Annotated in this window: 11 protein-coding genes and 1 pseudogene; 6 read left to right on the plus strand and 6 right to left on the minus strand. The window is 72.2% G+C overall.

The window, feature by feature from the left end:
- Positions 1 to 219: 219 nt before the first annotated feature.
- Positions 220 to 816 (minus strand): DUF4291 domain-containing protein, encoded by a 597-nt coding sequence (locus LCH29_RS04255; protein WP_446460331.1) that lies wholly within the window; start codon positions 814 to 816, stop codon positions 220 to 222.
- A gap of 149 nt (positions 817 to 965) precedes the next feature.
- Between LCH29_RS04255 and LCH29_RS04260 the strand changes: the two genes are divergently transcribed.
- The 3 genes and pseudogenes from LCH29_RS04260 to LCH29_RS04270 all read left to right on the plus strand — a co-directional run bounded on the left by LCH29_RS04260 (position 966) and on the right by LCH29_RS04270 (position 3,709).
- Positions 966 to 1,724 carry an SDR family NAD(P)-dependent oxidoreductase gene (locus LCH29_RS04260; RefSeq protein ID WP_446460332.1) on the plus strand — a complete coding sequence of 253 codons (759 nt, stop codon included), beginning with the start codon at positions 966 to 968 and terminating at the stop codon, positions 1,722 to 1,724.
- A 115-nt stretch (positions 1,725 to 1,839) separates the two neighbouring features.
- Positions 1,840 to 3,020 (plus strand): annotated as a pseudogene (locus LCH29_RS04265) (epoxide hydrolase family protein).
- Complete coding sequence (locus LCH29_RS04270) at positions 3,020 to 3,709, plus strand: DUF429 domain-containing protein (protein ID WP_446460333.1); 690 nt, start codon at positions 3,020 to 3,022, stop codon at positions 3,707 to 3,709. Before LCH29_RS04265 ends, LCH29_RS04270 begins: the two are co-directional and overlap by 1 nt.
- 129 nt (positions 3,710 to 3,838) lie before the next feature.
- Here the strand turns inward: LCH29_RS04270 and LCH29_RS04275 are convergent, their stop codons facing one another.
- Positions 3,839 to 5,002, minus strand: coding sequence for a transglycosylase family protein (locus LCH29_RS04275; RefSeq protein WP_446460334.1), 1,164 nt, complete (start codon positions 5,000 to 5,002; stop codon positions 3,839 to 3,841).
- Positions 5,003 to 6,646: 1,644 nt separating this feature from the next.
- Positions 6,647 to 7,654, minus strand: a complete 1,008-nt coding sequence (locus LCH29_RS04280; RefSeq protein WP_446460335.1) for an Lrp/AsnC ligand binding domain-containing protein — start codon at positions 7,652 to 7,654, stop codon at positions 6,647 to 6,649.
- Between the two features lie 137 nt (positions 7,655 to 7,791).
- Between LCH29_RS04280 and LCH29_RS04285 the strand changes: the two genes are divergently transcribed.
- Positions 7,792 to 9,399 (plus strand): AbgT family transporter, encoded by a 1,608-nt coding sequence (locus tag LCH29_RS04285; protein WP_446460336.1) that lies wholly within the window; start codon positions 7,792 to 7,794, stop codon positions 9,397 to 9,399.
- Positions 9,400 to 9,430: 31 nt separating this feature from the next.
- Positions 9,431 to 10,582: a M20 family metallopeptidase gene (locus LCH29_RS04290; RefSeq protein WP_446460337.1), complete on the plus strand. Its 1,152-nt coding sequence runs from the start codon at positions 9,431 to 9,433 to the stop codon at positions 10,580 to 10,582.
- A 169-nt stretch (positions 10,583 to 10,751) separates the two neighbouring features.
- On the opposite strand, the gene LCH29_RS04295 is transcribed toward LCH29_RS04290, so the two are convergent.
- Together LCH29_RS04295 and LCH29_RS04300 are read right to left on the minus strand one after the other, a co-directional pair.
- A complete protein-coding gene (locus LCH29_RS04295) occupies positions 10,752 to 10,988 on the minus strand; it encodes a DUF397 domain-containing protein (RefSeq protein WP_009720660.1) in 237 nt (78 codons plus the stop codon).
- 5 nt (positions 10,989 to 10,993) lie between these two features.
- On the minus strand, positions 10,994 to 11,854 hold the full coding sequence (locus LCH29_RS04300) for a helix-turn-helix domain-containing protein (protein WP_446460338.1): 861 nt from the start codon (positions 11,852 to 11,854) through the stop codon (positions 10,994 to 10,996).
- A gap of 138 nt (positions 11,855 to 11,992) precedes the next feature.
- Here LCH29_RS04300 and LCH29_RS04305 point away from each other — a divergent pair, with 138 nt between their 5' ends.
- Positions 11,993 to 12,370: a hypothetical protein gene (locus LCH29_RS04305; protein ID WP_446460339.1), complete on the plus strand. Its 378-nt coding sequence runs from the start codon at positions 11,993 to 11,995 to the stop codon at positions 12,368 to 12,370.
- Here LCH29_RS04305 and LCH29_RS04310 read toward each other — a convergent pair.
- Entirely contained in the window at positions 12,365 to 14,539 is a 2,175-nt protein-coding gene (locus tag LCH29_RS04310; RefSeq protein WP_446460340.1) for an aminotransferase class I/II-fold pyridoxal phosphate-dependent enzyme, read from the minus strand. The genes LCH29_RS04305 and LCH29_RS04310 overlap by 6 nt on opposite strands.
- Positions 14,540 to 14,627: the final 88 nt, after the last annotated feature.

Below are 14,627 nucleotides of genomic sequence, written 5' to 3' on the forward strand. Positions count from 1 at the left end.
CTGGATGGAGGCGTGGCCGCGCAGCGCCTGGATGGCGGCGGCTCCGCGGCCCAGCGGGTCGGTTCCGGTCAGCTGCCGGTAGACGGGCCAATCCTGGACCCAGGTACGCACGCCCATCGTCTGTCCTTCCCGCCGCTCGGGCCACCCGCATGGCGGGGTTCGGCGCATGGGTTCCCGTCGCGACGGGATTCACACCCCGCCTGCCGCCGGATGCTCGGGCTACGCGACCCGTAGGTGGGAGAGGAGGTCGTCGGCCGCCGGGTAGGGGCGCTCCTCGGGGAGGCGCTCGGCCGCCCCGTCGAGGTCGCCCGCCCGGACGAGGGCGTGGACCTCGCGGGCCAGCGGCGTGACATCGGTGATGGACACCGTCCACTCGTCCGCGTACCGGCGGGCCGCCTCGCCCGCCAGGCCGAGCTGGAGGGAGCGGTACGGGAGCGGCCGCAGATGGAGGTCGCGCTCCGGGTCCCACTGGACCCGGGTGGGGGAGCGGTGCAACTGACTCTTCCAGGCGGCCTGGTCGGGGTGGAGGCCGCGTACGTAATGCGAGAGGCAGGCGTTGCGCAGCGCCCAGGCGAAGCCCTCGTGGGTGATCTCGACGGCCAGGACCGTTTCCTGGCCCTCCTTCAGACCCCAACCGCAGCGGTACATCATCCAGAGGAACGACGGTTTGATCCAGGTCATCCGGTCCCGCTTCCAGGCGGAGGGGAACCGGCCGTCGCGGGCCGCGGGCAGGCCGATGTGCGGGGCGTACGCCTGGTAGACGGTGACCGTGGCCGCGGTGTGCCGTGCGCGGATCTGGTGGGACTGGTTTTCCATGGTCAGCCAGCGTGGCGTGGCGGGCGGCGCCCGGCCACCGGAATTTCTTCCTGGGTGTGCCCCACCCAGGAAGAAGACGTCCTGGTTACGGCCCTGGCGGAGCCTCCAGACTCGGTGGCGAACAACGCACGGAAAGAAGGGCACCCACCATGAGCGGACGGCGACTTGACGGAAAGGTCGCACTGATCAGCGGCGCGACGGGCGGCATCGGCGCGGCGACCGCCCAACTGTTCGCCCGCGAAGGCGCGCGCCTGGTCCTCACCGACGTGGCCCGCGAACCTCTCCGCGCGCTGGCCCAGCGCATCGAGGAGGCCGGGGCGGAGGTGGCCACCGCGACGCTGGACGTCTCCTCCGCCCGGGAATGGGACGCGGCGATCACCACCGTGCGCGAGCGGTTCGGCAGGCTGGACGTGCTCGTCAACCTGGCGGGCATCGTGGACTGGCCGGGTATCGAGGACACCGACGAAGAGGCGTGGGACCGCGTCATCGACGTCAACCAGAAGGGCAGCTGGCTCGGGATGAAGGCCGCCATGCCGCTGCTCCGCGCCACCGGCAACGCGTCGGTGATCAACACCTCGTCGGTTCTCGGGATCGTGGGCAGCGGAGCGGCCGCCGCCTATACCGCGTCCAAGGGGGCGGTACGGCTGCTGAGCAAGACCGCCGCCGTCGAATACGCCCGCCGGGGGGTGCGGGTCAACTCCGTCCACCCCGGTGTCATCGCCACCCCGATGATCCAGGACATCCTGGACGAGGAGGGCGACGAGCAGCCGGACATCGTGCGCACCCCCATGCGCCGCGCGGGCCGCGCCGACGAGGTCGCCTCGGCCGTGCTGTTCCTCGCCAGCGACGAGTCCTCGTTCGTGACCGGCTCCGAGCTCGTGGTCGACGGCGGCCTCACCGCCCACTGACCCCCTCCGGGCCGCGCTCAGCAGTAGGGGCGCGGCAGTTCGGGCGTCCCCCGCGGCTCCGCCGGCGCCTGCGGGCACGCCCGTAGCGCGCGGCGCCGCGTGTACGGTGATCGCCATGTCTGACGTTCCGCCCCGCCCCGAGCCATTCCTCCAGCGGACCGACCCGGCGGCGATCGAGGACCTCCGCGCGCGGCTGCGCGGTACGCGGTGGCCGGACGCGCCCGAGGACGCCGGGTGGTCGCTCGGGACCGACCTGGACTATCTCCGCGAACTCGTCGCCTACTGGGCGGACGAGTTCGACTGGCCCGCGCAGGAGGCGGCGCTCGCCCGGCTTCCTCGCTTCCGCGTCGGGCTCGGCATCCTCCCCCAGCTACCGCTGGGAGGTGCCCCCTTCATCCACGCGCGGGCGGCCGCCGCCCCGGCCGGGTCCGCGATGCCGCTGGTCCCGCCCACGGCCGGCCGGACTCGTTCTGGCGCTACTCGAAGGTCATCCCGCTCCTCACCGACCCCGGTGCCCACGGCGCCGACGCGTTCGACGTCGTCGTACCCGACATGCCGGGCTACGGATACTCCGACCGCCCCAGCGGTCCGCCGCTCGACACCGTCGCCGTCGCCGGTCTGTGGGCCGAGCTGATGCGCGTCCTCGGGTACGAGCGGTTCGGCACCCCGGGCGGGGACATGGGCAGCCATGTGAGCCGTTACCTCGCGCTCGACCGTCCCGACCGGGTCGTGGCCGTCCACCGCACGGACGCGGGCGTGCCCGTGTTCACCGGCGACCCGGCGGACCTCACGCCCGAGGAGCGCGCCTGGTTCGACGACGTGACGGCCTGGCTCGCGGCCGAGGGCGGCGCCATGCACCGTACGAAGCCCCAGAGCGCCGCCTTCGGGCTCACCGACTCGCCCGCCGGGCTCGCCGCGTGGATCGTCGAGAAGCTGCGGTCGTGGAGCGACTGCGACGGCGACATCGAGCGGAGCTTCACCAAGGACGAGATCCTGACGAACGTCACGCTCTACTGGCTCACCGGGACGATCGGCTCCTCGATGCGCGCGTACCACGCGAACGCCGCCATCCCGCGCGAGCAGCTCGCCCGCCGGGTCGACGTGCCGTCCGGGTTCTCGCTCGTCCGCGGTGACGTCGTCCGCCCGGTGCGGGCGTGGCTCGACCGCACGACGAACCTGGTGCGCGTGACCGGGCCCCCGCGCGGCGGCCACTTCGCGCCGTTCGAGGAGCCCGAGCTGTACGCGGAGGAGCTGCGCGCATTCTTCCGCCCCTACCGGGCGGCGGTGACGGGCTGATGGCTTCCCGCGGCGATGTCGTGGGGGTGGACGCGTGCCCCTCCGGCTGGGTGGCGGTGACGCTGCGCGGTGGGGCGTTCGCCGGTGCGGAGACGGCCGGGGGGCTGAGCGATCTGCTGGCCCGGGTGGGGGACGTGGCCGTGGTCGCGGTCGACATGCCGCTGGGGTTGCTGGAGTCCGGGAGCCGCCGTGCGGAGGTGCTGGCCGCCGGGCTGCTGGGAGCGCAACGGTCACGGGTCTTCCCGGTGCCGCCGCGGCAGGTCTGGGAGCAGCCCGACTACGACGCGGCGAACGCCTGCTGCCGTCGGTTGACCGGCGCCGGGCTCTCCCGCCAGTCGTGGGGGCTGGCCGCGAAGCTGCGCGAGGCCAACGCTCTGCGGGACGGCGGCGACCACCGGTTCCACGAGGTCCACCCCGAGGTCTCCTTCGCGGCCATGGGCGACGGCGCGCCGGTCGCCTGGAGCAAGAAGGGCTGGAACGGCCAGGCCGTACGCCGCCGTCTGCTCGCGGACCAGGGCATCGTCCTGCCCGACGACCTCGGCCCGGCCGGGCGGGTGCCGTCCGACGACGTGCTGGACGCCGCGGCGGCGGCCTGGAGCGCCCACCGCATCGCGCTCGGCACGGCCGTGAGCCTGCCCGCCCCGCCGGAGACATCGGACACCGGGCTCCCCATCGCCATCTGGCACTGACGCCCCAAGGGAAGACAGCGGGAGGCCGCCCGAGCCGTGCCTCGGGCGGCCTCCCTTCCCCCACCCCCGGAAATGGTCTTCAGTGGCGCTCAGCCGGAGCCGCGCGCGTGCCGGGGGCGGTCAGCGGCGTCAGGCGCCGATGCCGTAGGGGCGCAGATGGTCCAGCGGGTCGACGTCCGACCCGTAGCGCGGGGTGGTGCGCACCTCGAAGTGCAGATGCGGACCGGTGGTGTTGCCGGTGTTGCCCGACCGGGCGATCCGGCGCCCCGCGTCCACGGTCTGCCCGCTGCGCACCGTCAGCGCCGACAGGTGCGCGTACTGGGTGTACAGCCCGTCGGCGTGGCGGATGACCACCTGGTAGCCGAAGGCACCGGCCCAGCCCGCGGCCACCACGGTGCCCGGGGCGACCGCGTGCACCGGGGTCCCGATGGGCACCGCGTAGTCCACGCCGGTGTGGTGGCCGCTCGCCCACCGCGGGCCGCGCACCCCGTACGCCGCGGTGATCGGGCCGTTGACCGGCCCCGCGAGGCGATGGGACGCGGACTGCCGGGCGGCGTGGCGGGGAGCGGCGGCCGTGCGCTTGGCGGCGGTCCGGTGGGCCTGCCGCTTGGCCGGGCGGGCCTTGCCCGAGGGCAGGGCGAGCCGCTGTCCCGGGTGGATCAGGTGCGGGTTGGCGCCGATGGTCCTGCGGTTGGCGTGGTACAGCGCCTTCCAGCCGCCGCTGACGGAGCTGCGGGTCGCGATGCGCGACAACGTGTCGCCGTTGCGCACCGCGTACGACCCGGACCCGGCCGCCCGCCCGGGACTGTGTTGACCGGATGGCTTGACCGTGCGCTTCGGGTGGTGCTGCTTGGCGGGCGGCTTGGCGCCGCGTGCGGCACGGCGGTTCGCCGCCTCGGCGGCGGGCGGACCGGAGCGGGACAGCCGGCCGCGGACCGAGCAGACCGGCCAGGCGCCCGGGCCCTGGCCGCGGAGCACCGCCTCGGCCACGGCGATCTGCTGGCCCTTGGTGGCGAGGTCGGCCCGCGGGGCGTACCGGGTGCCGCCGTACGCGGCCCAGGTGTGCTGCGAGAACTGGAGCCCGCCGTAGTAGCCGTTGCCCGTGTTGACGCGCCAGTTGCCGCCGCTCTCGCACGCGGCGACCTTGTCCCAGGTGTCGACCGGGGCCGCCTGGGCGGCGCCGGTGTTGAGGAACGGCAGGACGATGCCGACGCTGCCCGCGGTCAGGACCGCGCACAGCGGGGAGACCCGGCTGGGCGATGCGGGGCGGCGGTGACTTCCTCGAACGGCCATGAGGCTGGTTCCTCTCCACAACGGCTCTCGACGTCGCCCCCGGAAGTCCCGGCGGGCTGTACGAGTACCGCAGCCGGGGGCGGCCGGTCACAAGGCGCAGGGGTGGTCACGGAGCGCCGCGCGCTCCCGGAACCCGCCCCCTGATCGGGTGACGCTCCCTCAGCTGTGCGAGGGAAGGCGCGTGGAGGGACGAGGGGGCGCACGGACAGGCCCGGGGCTGACGGGACGGCCGGGGCGCCGAGCCGTAGATCACGCTCCGCCGCATGCCGGGCGGGGACCGCGGCGGCGGAAAAAGATTCTTCGGCGGGCCCCGGGGATGCCGCTTTTCCGGCGGATTGGTTTCCTGTTGGACCAGCGGCCGATCATCTTCGCGGGGCGGCCGAATTCCGGGCCGGGGTGCGGAGGTTCGGTCCCGGACCGGTCCGTGGACGGCCCAATGCGGCGGAGTGCGGCCGCGGGCCGCGTTGGGCGGATCTTGCGGGGCGCTATTGCGTCCGCCGCCCGGCCAAGAGGCCGATCTTGCCCGGGCGGCGGCCCGGGCGGGGAACAGCACGTACCGGTCCGGCGCCGCACCGGCCGGCGAAAGGCGGGAAGCGGTGAAGCGCGGAAGCCGAAGAGGGCGAGCGGGAGAAGGAATAGAGGAAGGCCGGTGGGATGGGATGCGGCAATACGGGCGGACAACGGCCGGTCGCTGCCGGTAATAGGCCCGGCCCCGCTCGGAGTTGCGCAGGTGCCCGCCCTTCGGGTCGAAGACTCGCCCTCGTGGCCCAGCTCGACGGCGGGCACGCCCCAGCGGCGGCCGAGGAGGCGCGCCGGGTAGGCGGTGATGTCGTGGAGGATGAGGTCCGGCCGCCGCCCTTGTCCGGGGGACTCGGCCGCCGCGGGAGCCGGGAACGGCCGCGGGGGAGGGGCCCGGCCCGGTGTCGGCCTCGGTGCCCGCCTGGCCGTCGGCCGGGCGTCGCCCCGGGCGGACCCCGCGGACCGTTCCGGCCCGGCCCTCCGCTGCCCATCGGCCCGGGATACGGTACGCGGCGACCGAAGAACCCCGGCCACAACTCCCGCGCCCCTCGCCCGGCTTTGGCCCGGCCGCGCCAAGGGCATGGACCCCCGGGACAACTCGAAGGTCGACGGGCGGACTTGACGTGCCGTTTGCCCAATCTCCCGCGGCTCATCGCCTCCCGGACCGCCCGCGTACCGCGCCAGTTCTCCGAAATAGGGGCTGCCCCGCAGCGGCCGGGAACTGGCGGAGAATCACGCGGCCCCTGTATAGCGGGAAGCGTGCCGACCCGCATATCATTGCCTCACATCGACTTCATCACGGTAGATCGCTCGCAGGAGCGGCTCCGAATAATCACCTCCTGACCCCGCATCGCCGGGAGCCTCGACGACGCCGATGCCGTCATTTCCGTACGGCATCGCCCGCCGCGTCGAGGAATCCTCGCGACGGCGGTCCGTACCGCAGGATGTGCAGCGCGCCTACGGTGCGTGCCGGTCGTCACCGGCCATGCGCCGTCGGCCTTCTGACGTACCCGGCGATGCGCCGCGCCGCTGGACGAACGACCGGGGGCGCACGGCGCTCCGGGCCGTGCCCTCGGACGCCGGTCGGACCCCTCGGCCCCCGGCCCCTGCCCCGTCCCCGGGGCGTCAGCCCGCGATGACGAGCCGTCCGTCCTCGCGGCCGATCCAGTAGCGGCGCAGCACGTCGAGCATCACCGACACCTCGCAGGCGGTGATGCCGGGGAAGGCGGCCAGGTCGTGGGTGAGGAACTCGGCCAGCCCCTCCTCGTTCCGGAACACCCCGTGGTGGATCACCGACGAGGTGCCCGCGACGATCGAGACGTAGCGTGCCGAGGGGTGCCGGGCGAGGGCGTCGGCCACCTGCTGGATGGCTCCGGGGGCCGCGTGCAGTTCGACCACCACCTCCAGCGCGTACCCCAGCAGCGCGGGCTCGATCTCCACGCGGGGCCGTACCAGCCCGCGCCGCAGCAGCGACTGGGCGAGCCGGTAGGCGGTCGAGCGGCTGATGCCGAGTGCGCGGGCCACTTCGGCGGCGCTGGCCCGGCCGTCGTGGCGCAGCAGTTCGACCGCGCCCAGCTCCTCGGTGCTGAAGTCGGCGACGGTGGTGGGTTCGGCGGGTTCGTGCAGTGGATCGGCCACGTCCCGCAGTGCCCGCAGCTGGTCGTCGCCGAGCCTCCGCAACCGCCAGGAGTCGGACTTGGTGGCGGCCCGCAGCACCAGTTCAGTGCGGGCCGACCGGACCCCGGGGACGGACGGGATGCGGCTCATCAGCAGCTCCCGCGCCCCGGCGCGGCGCGTGGCGTGCAGGGAGCAGTAGACATCGGCGCGTCCCGTGGTCGTCGCCACGAACGGGACCTCGGGCAGTTCGGCAAGCCGTCCGGCCACCTGCCGCGCCTGCCCCGGGACGGTGGCCACCCAGATGTGCATGGGGGTGCCCTCGGCCATCATCGGCCACTCCACCTGCCCGATCACCCGCAGCAGCCGCTCGTCCGCGAGCCGGGCCAGTCGGCGGCCGACCGTGCTGGCCGAGCTGCCGAGCACATCGGCGAGCGCGCTGAGCGGGGCGCGCGGGGCCACCTGGAGGGCGGCCACCAGGTCGAGGTCGGCATCGTCCAGTAGCGAAGTCTCCGGCATGGATCGAATCTATCGTGCGATTGGTGCGCTATCGGTGAATCATTCTTGCGTTACAAAGCTTTTACTTGCCTCATTCCACCACCGCCTTCTCTAATGGACGACCACGCTTGCGTCATCCGACGAAGGAAGTGCGGCCGGTGAGCTCGAACGACACCACCACCACGCCCGACAACCCACCACCCGGGAAGACGCCGCCCGGGGCGCCCGCGGAGGGCTCCGCGGCGCTGTCCGGTCTGCTCCGGGTGCTCGGCGCCATCGAACGATGGGGCAACAAGCTGCCTCATCCCTTCTGGCTGTTCGCCATCCTGAGCGCACTGCTCGCGGTGGTGAGCTGGGGGCTGGCCGCGGCGGACGTGTCCGCGGACAATCCGGCCGACGGCAAGACCGTGGTCGTCCGCAGCCTGATCTCGGTCGACGGCGTGCGCTCGATGATCACCGACGCGATCACCAACTACGCCACCTTCCCGCCGCTCGGCACCATCCTCGTGGTGATGCTCGGGGTCGCCGTCGCCGACAAGTCGGGGATGCTCACGGCGATGCTGCGGGCCGGTGTCTCCCGCGTCCCGGCCCGCTGGATGACGTTCGCGCTGGCCTTCACCTCGATGGTCGCCCACATCGCCTCCGACGCCGCCTACGTGGTGCTCGTCCCCCTCGGCGGCCTGGCCTTCCGCGCGGTCGGACGCAGCCCGGTCCTCGGGATCGTGGTGGCCTTCGTGGGCGTGTCCGCCGGTTACGACGCGAGCCCGCTGATCACACCGATGGACGCCGTGCTCTCCGGACTGACCACGGCGGCCGCGCACACGGTCGACCCCGGATACACCGTCACCCCGCTGGCCAACTACTTCTTCTCGATCGCCTCCTCCGTGGTCCTGGCCGCCGTCATCACCCTCGTCACCGAAAAGGTGTCGGCCCGGCAGGTGGCGGCGCTGCCGCCGGACACCGGCGAGACCGCCGCGGAGGACGACGCCGACCCGGTCGCGCTCGACCTGCGCCCCGAGGAGCGGCGCGGACTGCGCCGCAGCGGGCTGGTCTTCCTGCTCTTCCTCGCGGCGATCGTGGTGGCCATGATTCCCGCCGGGTCGCCGCTGCGCGGCGAGGGCGGCAGCATCGTCGAATCGCCCGTGCTCTCCGGGATCGCCGTGGTGCTCGGGGTGCTCTTCGCGCTGCTCGGCACGGTGTACGGGCGCGCGGCGGGCACCGTACGCGGCAGCCGCGACATCCCCGACTTCATGGCACAGGGCATGCGGGAGATGGCCCCGATCCTGGTGCTGTTCTTCGCCATCTCCCAGTTCCTCGCCTACTTCAAGTGGACGGGCGTGGGCCAGGTGCTCGCCATCCGGGGCGCGGATCTGCTCAAGGAGCTCGGGGTGACGGGGCCGGTTGCGTTCCTGGGCATCGTGGTGGTGTGCACGGTCATCAACCTGGCGATGACCAGCGGATCGGCCATGTGGGCGCTGGTCTCCCCGGTGTTCGTCCCCATGCTGATGCTGCTGGACATCCCGCCGGAGGCCACCCAGGCGATCTACCGCATCGCCGACTCCTGCACCAACGCCATCACCCCGATGAGCGCCTACTTCGTGATGGCGCTCGGCTTCCTCCAGCGCCACCGGCGCTCCGCGGGCATCGGCACCCTCGCCTCGCTGACCCTGCCGCTGTCCCTGGCCATGCTGGTGACCTGGACCCTGCTCTTCTACGCCTGGTGGGCGCTGGGCATTCCGCTCGGCCCCGGCGCTCCCGTCCGCTGAGTCACCGAACCCCTCCCGGAAGGACCCCTTGATGACGCTCTCCGACATCGCCGCCGCGACGGAGCGGGCGTTGCCCGAGATGACCGACGACCTGCGGACGCTGGTGGAACTGGAGACGCCGAGCGATGACAAGCACCTGCTGGACGCCGGGCTCGCCGCCCTCCACGACTGGCTGGTGGCGCGGCTCGGCGAGCCGGACGAGACGGAGCGCCACGACTGCGGTCCGCACGGTGACGTACTGGCCGTCACCTACCGCGGCACCGCGCCCGGCACCGCGCTGCTGCTGTGCCACTACGACACGGTCTGGCCCGCCGGGACCCTCGCCGAATGGCCCTTCGAGGTGACCGACGGCAAGGCGAGCGGACCGGGCGTCTTCGACATGAAGACCGGCCTGGTGCAGGCCGTATGGGCGCTGCGGCTGCTGCGCCAGCTGAAGCTGCCGCATCCGTCCGTCCGGCTGCTGCTCAACGGGGACGAGGAGATCGGCAGCCTGTCCTCCCGGCCGCACATCGAGCGGCTGAGCGACGGCGTCCTCGCCACCCTGGTGTTCGAGGCGGCGCAGAACGGGGCGCTCAAGACCTCGCGCAAGGGTGTCGGGCTGTTCGACGTGACCGCGCACGGCGTGGAGTCGCACGCCGGGCTCGACCCGCTGGCCGGAGCCAGCGCGATCCACGCCCTGGCCGAGGTCATCCCGCACCTCACCGCCCTCGGCGCCCCGGAGCGGGGCACCACCGTGAACGTGGGTCTGATCAGCGGCGGCACCGGCCGCAACGTGGTCGCCGCGCAGGCGCGCTGCGGCATCGACATCCGGATCGCCGAACCGGCCGAGATGGCGCGCATCGACGCCGCGTTCGGCGCCCTCGCCCCCGCCGACCCGCGGGTGCGGCTGGCCGTCAGCGGCGGATGGAACCGGCCGCCGATGGTTCCGAACGAGCCGTCCCGGCAGCTGTTCAAGCAGGCCCACGCCATCGCGGCCGAACTGGGCTGGGAGCTGGAGGAGACCGCGGTCGGCGGGGCGAGCGACGGCAACTTCGTCTCCGCGCTCGGGCGGCCGGTCCTCGACGGCCTCGGCGCCCTCGGCTCGGGCGCCCACGCCCGCTATGAACACACCCTGCTCGACGCCGTCCCGGCGCGCACCGCGCTCGCCGTCGGGCTGCTGACCGCCCTGGCGTCCTCCACCTAGTGCCGCGTCAGCCAAGGTTCACCCCGCTCGCCGCCCTGGCACGGCCATCTGCGGCGTTGCCGAATCGACCGAGTAGGCCCACTACGAGGCCGCACTAGGACGCGCAGAACGCCGCCGCCCGCCGCCGTGACGGTCACTCACGGCGGCGGGCGGCGGCGTTGCGAACGCGTCAGGAGACCAGGAAGTCGGCCTTGCCCTCCTTGGCGCCCTGGATGAACGCGGTGATCTCGCTGCGGGTGTAGATGAGCGCCGGACCGTCCGGATCCTTGGACTGACGGATCGCGACCCGGCCGTCGTCCAGCTTCATGACCTCGACGCAGTTGCCGCCGTTGCCACCGCTCCACGGCTTGCGCCAGCCTTCGGTGCCGAGGTCGGTGGCGCGCATGCCGTTGTAGATGCGATCCATGCAGATCAGAGCTCCTTGCGGAAATCGCGGAGGATTTCCTTTGTGCGTCGTGCGGTTGCCGCCTGGGCCGCCATGCGGTCCATGGCCTCCAGGTGCGAGGCCACCTCGATGCGTTCATCGAGGTAGACGGCGCCGGTGAGGTACTCGACGTAGACCATGTCCGGCAGTTCGGGAACAGCGAAGCGGAAGAGGACGAAGGGCCCGTAGGTGCCCGGATGGTGACCTGAGGCGAACTCCGAGATCTGCAACGTCACATGCGGCATCTCGGTGCTCTCCAGCAGCCGGTCCACCTGTCTGCGCATCACCGAAGGATCGCCGACGGGTCTGCGCAGCACGGTCTCGTCCATCACGACCCACAGGCGGGGTGCCTCCGGGCGGTTCAGCAGCGACTGGCGCTCCATGCGCAGCGCCACATGCCGCTCGGCCTCCTTGGGCCCGGCCTTGCCGATGGCGCCGGTCTGCATGACGGCGCGGGCGTAGTCCTCGGTCTGGAGCAGACCGGGGACGAAGTGCGGCTCGTACGCCCGGATCATCTCGGCCGCTCCCTCCAGGCTGACGTGCACGCTGAACCAGTCCGGCAGGATGTCGTGGAACCGCTGCCACCAGCCGGGTCGGTTGGCCTCCTCGGTGAGGGAGATGAACGCTTCCAGCTCCGAGCCGATGACCCCGTAGGAGTCCAGGAGCATCCGCACGTAGGGCACCTTGAGGGCGACCTCGGCGGTCTCCATGCGACGGACGGTGGCCGGGGCGACTCGGAGCACCTGCGCGGCCTGTTCGCGCTTGAGCCCCGCCTTCTCGCGCAGCTCCTGGAGACGCTTCCCGAGGACGACCTGGCCCACGGTCGGCGCCGACCGCGGTTCGCTCACCTTGCTACCTCCCCTGCCCCCGTGGCTGATGACCGAAGTCTGCCATGTCCAGTGAGGCCCGGACACACTGCACAAGCAACTCTGCACAATTCAGAGTGTTACTTGCCATGTGTGCGCGGCCGTCGGGATAGTTGCTTCATGATCCCGTTACTGAGGCCGCCGCTATCGGGCTACGACGCGGTGGGGGTGGCCGAGCGGTACGGGCCCGCGGTCATGGAACGGCTGCCCCGGGTGGGCTGCGTCCTGGCCGCCGGTGGCCGCTGGTGGTGGATCGTGCCGTCCCAGTCGGACGTCGGCGTCAACTGGCCCTCGGCGGCCGTCTACGCGGTCGGCGCGGAGCCGGCCGGTCCGCCGCCCGGGCGGCGGACCGGCCGGGCGGCCGAGGGGCCGCGGGTGGTGCACTCACCGGACGACGGCGTGCCCTATACCCACCCGCTGCTGCTGCACATCGCCCTCTGCGCGGTGGCCGGGGTGTCCCCGGCCTGGCCGCGCGAGGACCGGCGTTCCGGGTCATGACGTGCCGTCGTCCGTCTGGAGATACGCGGCCGGGCGCGGGTAGCGCATCAGGGCCGGCCCGGAACCGTCCGGGTCCTTGTCGGCAACGGCGGGCCGGGCCGGGGGCGAGGACCTCAGCTCGGCGGGGTCGTAGTCGATGACCTGGGTCTGCTCCGCCGGGGTCGGCTCCGGCACGGCGTTCTGCTCGGGCCGGAAGAGCGGGATCTGGTCGAGCGCAGTCTGCTCCGCGGACGAGGGCCCCTGGGCGTACCCGGCCATCGCGCCCTGCGCCGGGGCCTGCGGCTGGACGACCGGGATCTGACCGGTTTCGGCCTGCGCCATCTGCATCTGCGCACTCTGCGCCTGCGGAACCTGCGCCTGCGGGGTCTGCGCCTGCGGGGTCTGGGCCATCTGGAGGTAGGGCGCCTGGCCCTGCGCCGCCTGGGGCTGCGGCGCCTGGGCCTGCTGCATCTGCCCCATCGGGGGCTGCTGCATCGATGCTGCCTGCTGCATCTGCTGCTGAGCCTGAGCCATCTGCTGGGCCATCTGCTGGGCCTGCTGCATCTGCTCAATCTGCTGCATCTGGTCCATCTGCTGCATCGACTGCATCTGCTGCATCGGCTGCTGGGGTATCTGCTGCTGCATCGGCGCCTGGTACAGGGGCGTCTGGACCGGGGGAGTGGCGACGTACGCGGGGGCCAGCTCGGCGGGCGGCTGCGACGGCGACGGCGACTGCCCGGACGACACCGACTGCCCGTACGGGTCGGACTGCCCGTACCCGTCCGAGGCGATGCCCTGCGGCGCGGGCAGGGCGTTCGCCGAGTACAGCTGCTGCTGCGGGGCCTGCTGCATCTGCTGCATTTGCAGGATCTGCTGCATCTGCTGCGGGGTCTGCTGGGTCGGCGGCTGGGGTTCGGGGGCGACGGGGGCCGCGGCCAGCTGCGGCATCTGCTGGTACTGGTAGTCCAGCTGCTGGACCGGGCCGGAGTAGAGCGGCGCCTGGAGGTCCCAGCCGCGCTGCTGGTCGTAGGAGACCTGGGGGGCGTAGTAGGAGGTGCCGTAGAGCACGGTGCTCAGCCCGGTCAGCAGCCGCTGCACATCCGGCTGCGAGCGCACCACCAGCCGCATGAACTGGCTGCTGCTGCCCAGCTTGTTGCCGCATTCGCGGACCAGGACGCCGTGCTGGGTGAGGAGTTGGTCGCGCACCCAGGCGCCGTCCGTGCCGCCCGGCAGCTTGACGAAGACGAAGTTGCCCTGGGAGGGGAAGACCGTCATCCCGGGGAGTCCGGCCAGCTGGGTGGTCATCTCCTGCCGGTCGCGGCTGAGCATGCGCAGGCTCTGCACGTACTCCTGCCGGTACCGCTTGAGCATGAAGACGATGACCTCGGCGAAGGAGTTCAGGTTCCACTTCGGCAGCCGGGAGCGGATCTGCACGGCCAGCGCCGGGTTGGCGACGAGATAGCCGAAGCGGACGCCGTGCAGTCCGAAGCTCTTGCCCAGGCTGCGCAGGACGATGACGTTGGGCCGCAGGATCGCCTCGTCCACGACGCTCGGATACGCCTCGGCGTCGGCGAATTCAAGGAAGGACTCGTCGATCACCACCAGGTCCAGATCGGACAGCGCGTCCATGAGGCCGATGACGGCCTGGCGCGACAGCAGCCCGCCGTCGGGGTTGTTGGGATTGCAGATGACGGCGACCCGGGAGCCCCGGGACCGGACGAATTGGACGAACGCCTGCGGGTCGAGCGCGAATCCGCTCATCTCCGGGAGCTGGAACATGTCGACCCGCTTGCCGGTCTCCATCGGCTGGTCCGTCCACCGGCCGAAGGTGGGAATCGGCACCGCCAGGCTTTCCTTCACCAGCAGATGGTCGATCCAGGTGATCAGCTCGGTCGAACCGTTGCCCATCGCCATGGTCTGCGGTTGCAGGCCCAGCACATCGGCCAGTTCGGCGGTGATGGTGTCCGCGGAACTCGGGTAGTACGTGAGGATCTCCCGCAGCCTGACCGCCATCACGGCGAACATGGCGGGGGTGGGGAAGTACGGATTGCAGGGGATGCAGAAGTCCACAAGCTCCTGTCCGCCACCCGTGATCCCGGCGCGGTTGAGCGCGAAGAAAGACGGGCTGTGGGCGGTGCCACGGAAGAGTTCCATGGCATCACCGGAATTGCCGACTGCGGCAACAGTCACGGCGGGACCTCCTCGGTCGCAAGGGGTCGTGCAATCACGACCGTTGCGGCTCGTCCCTCGAGCCTGACGCATGATCCCAAAAACGTGG

Source organism: Streptomyces sp. BRA346 (genome assembly GCF_052851135.1).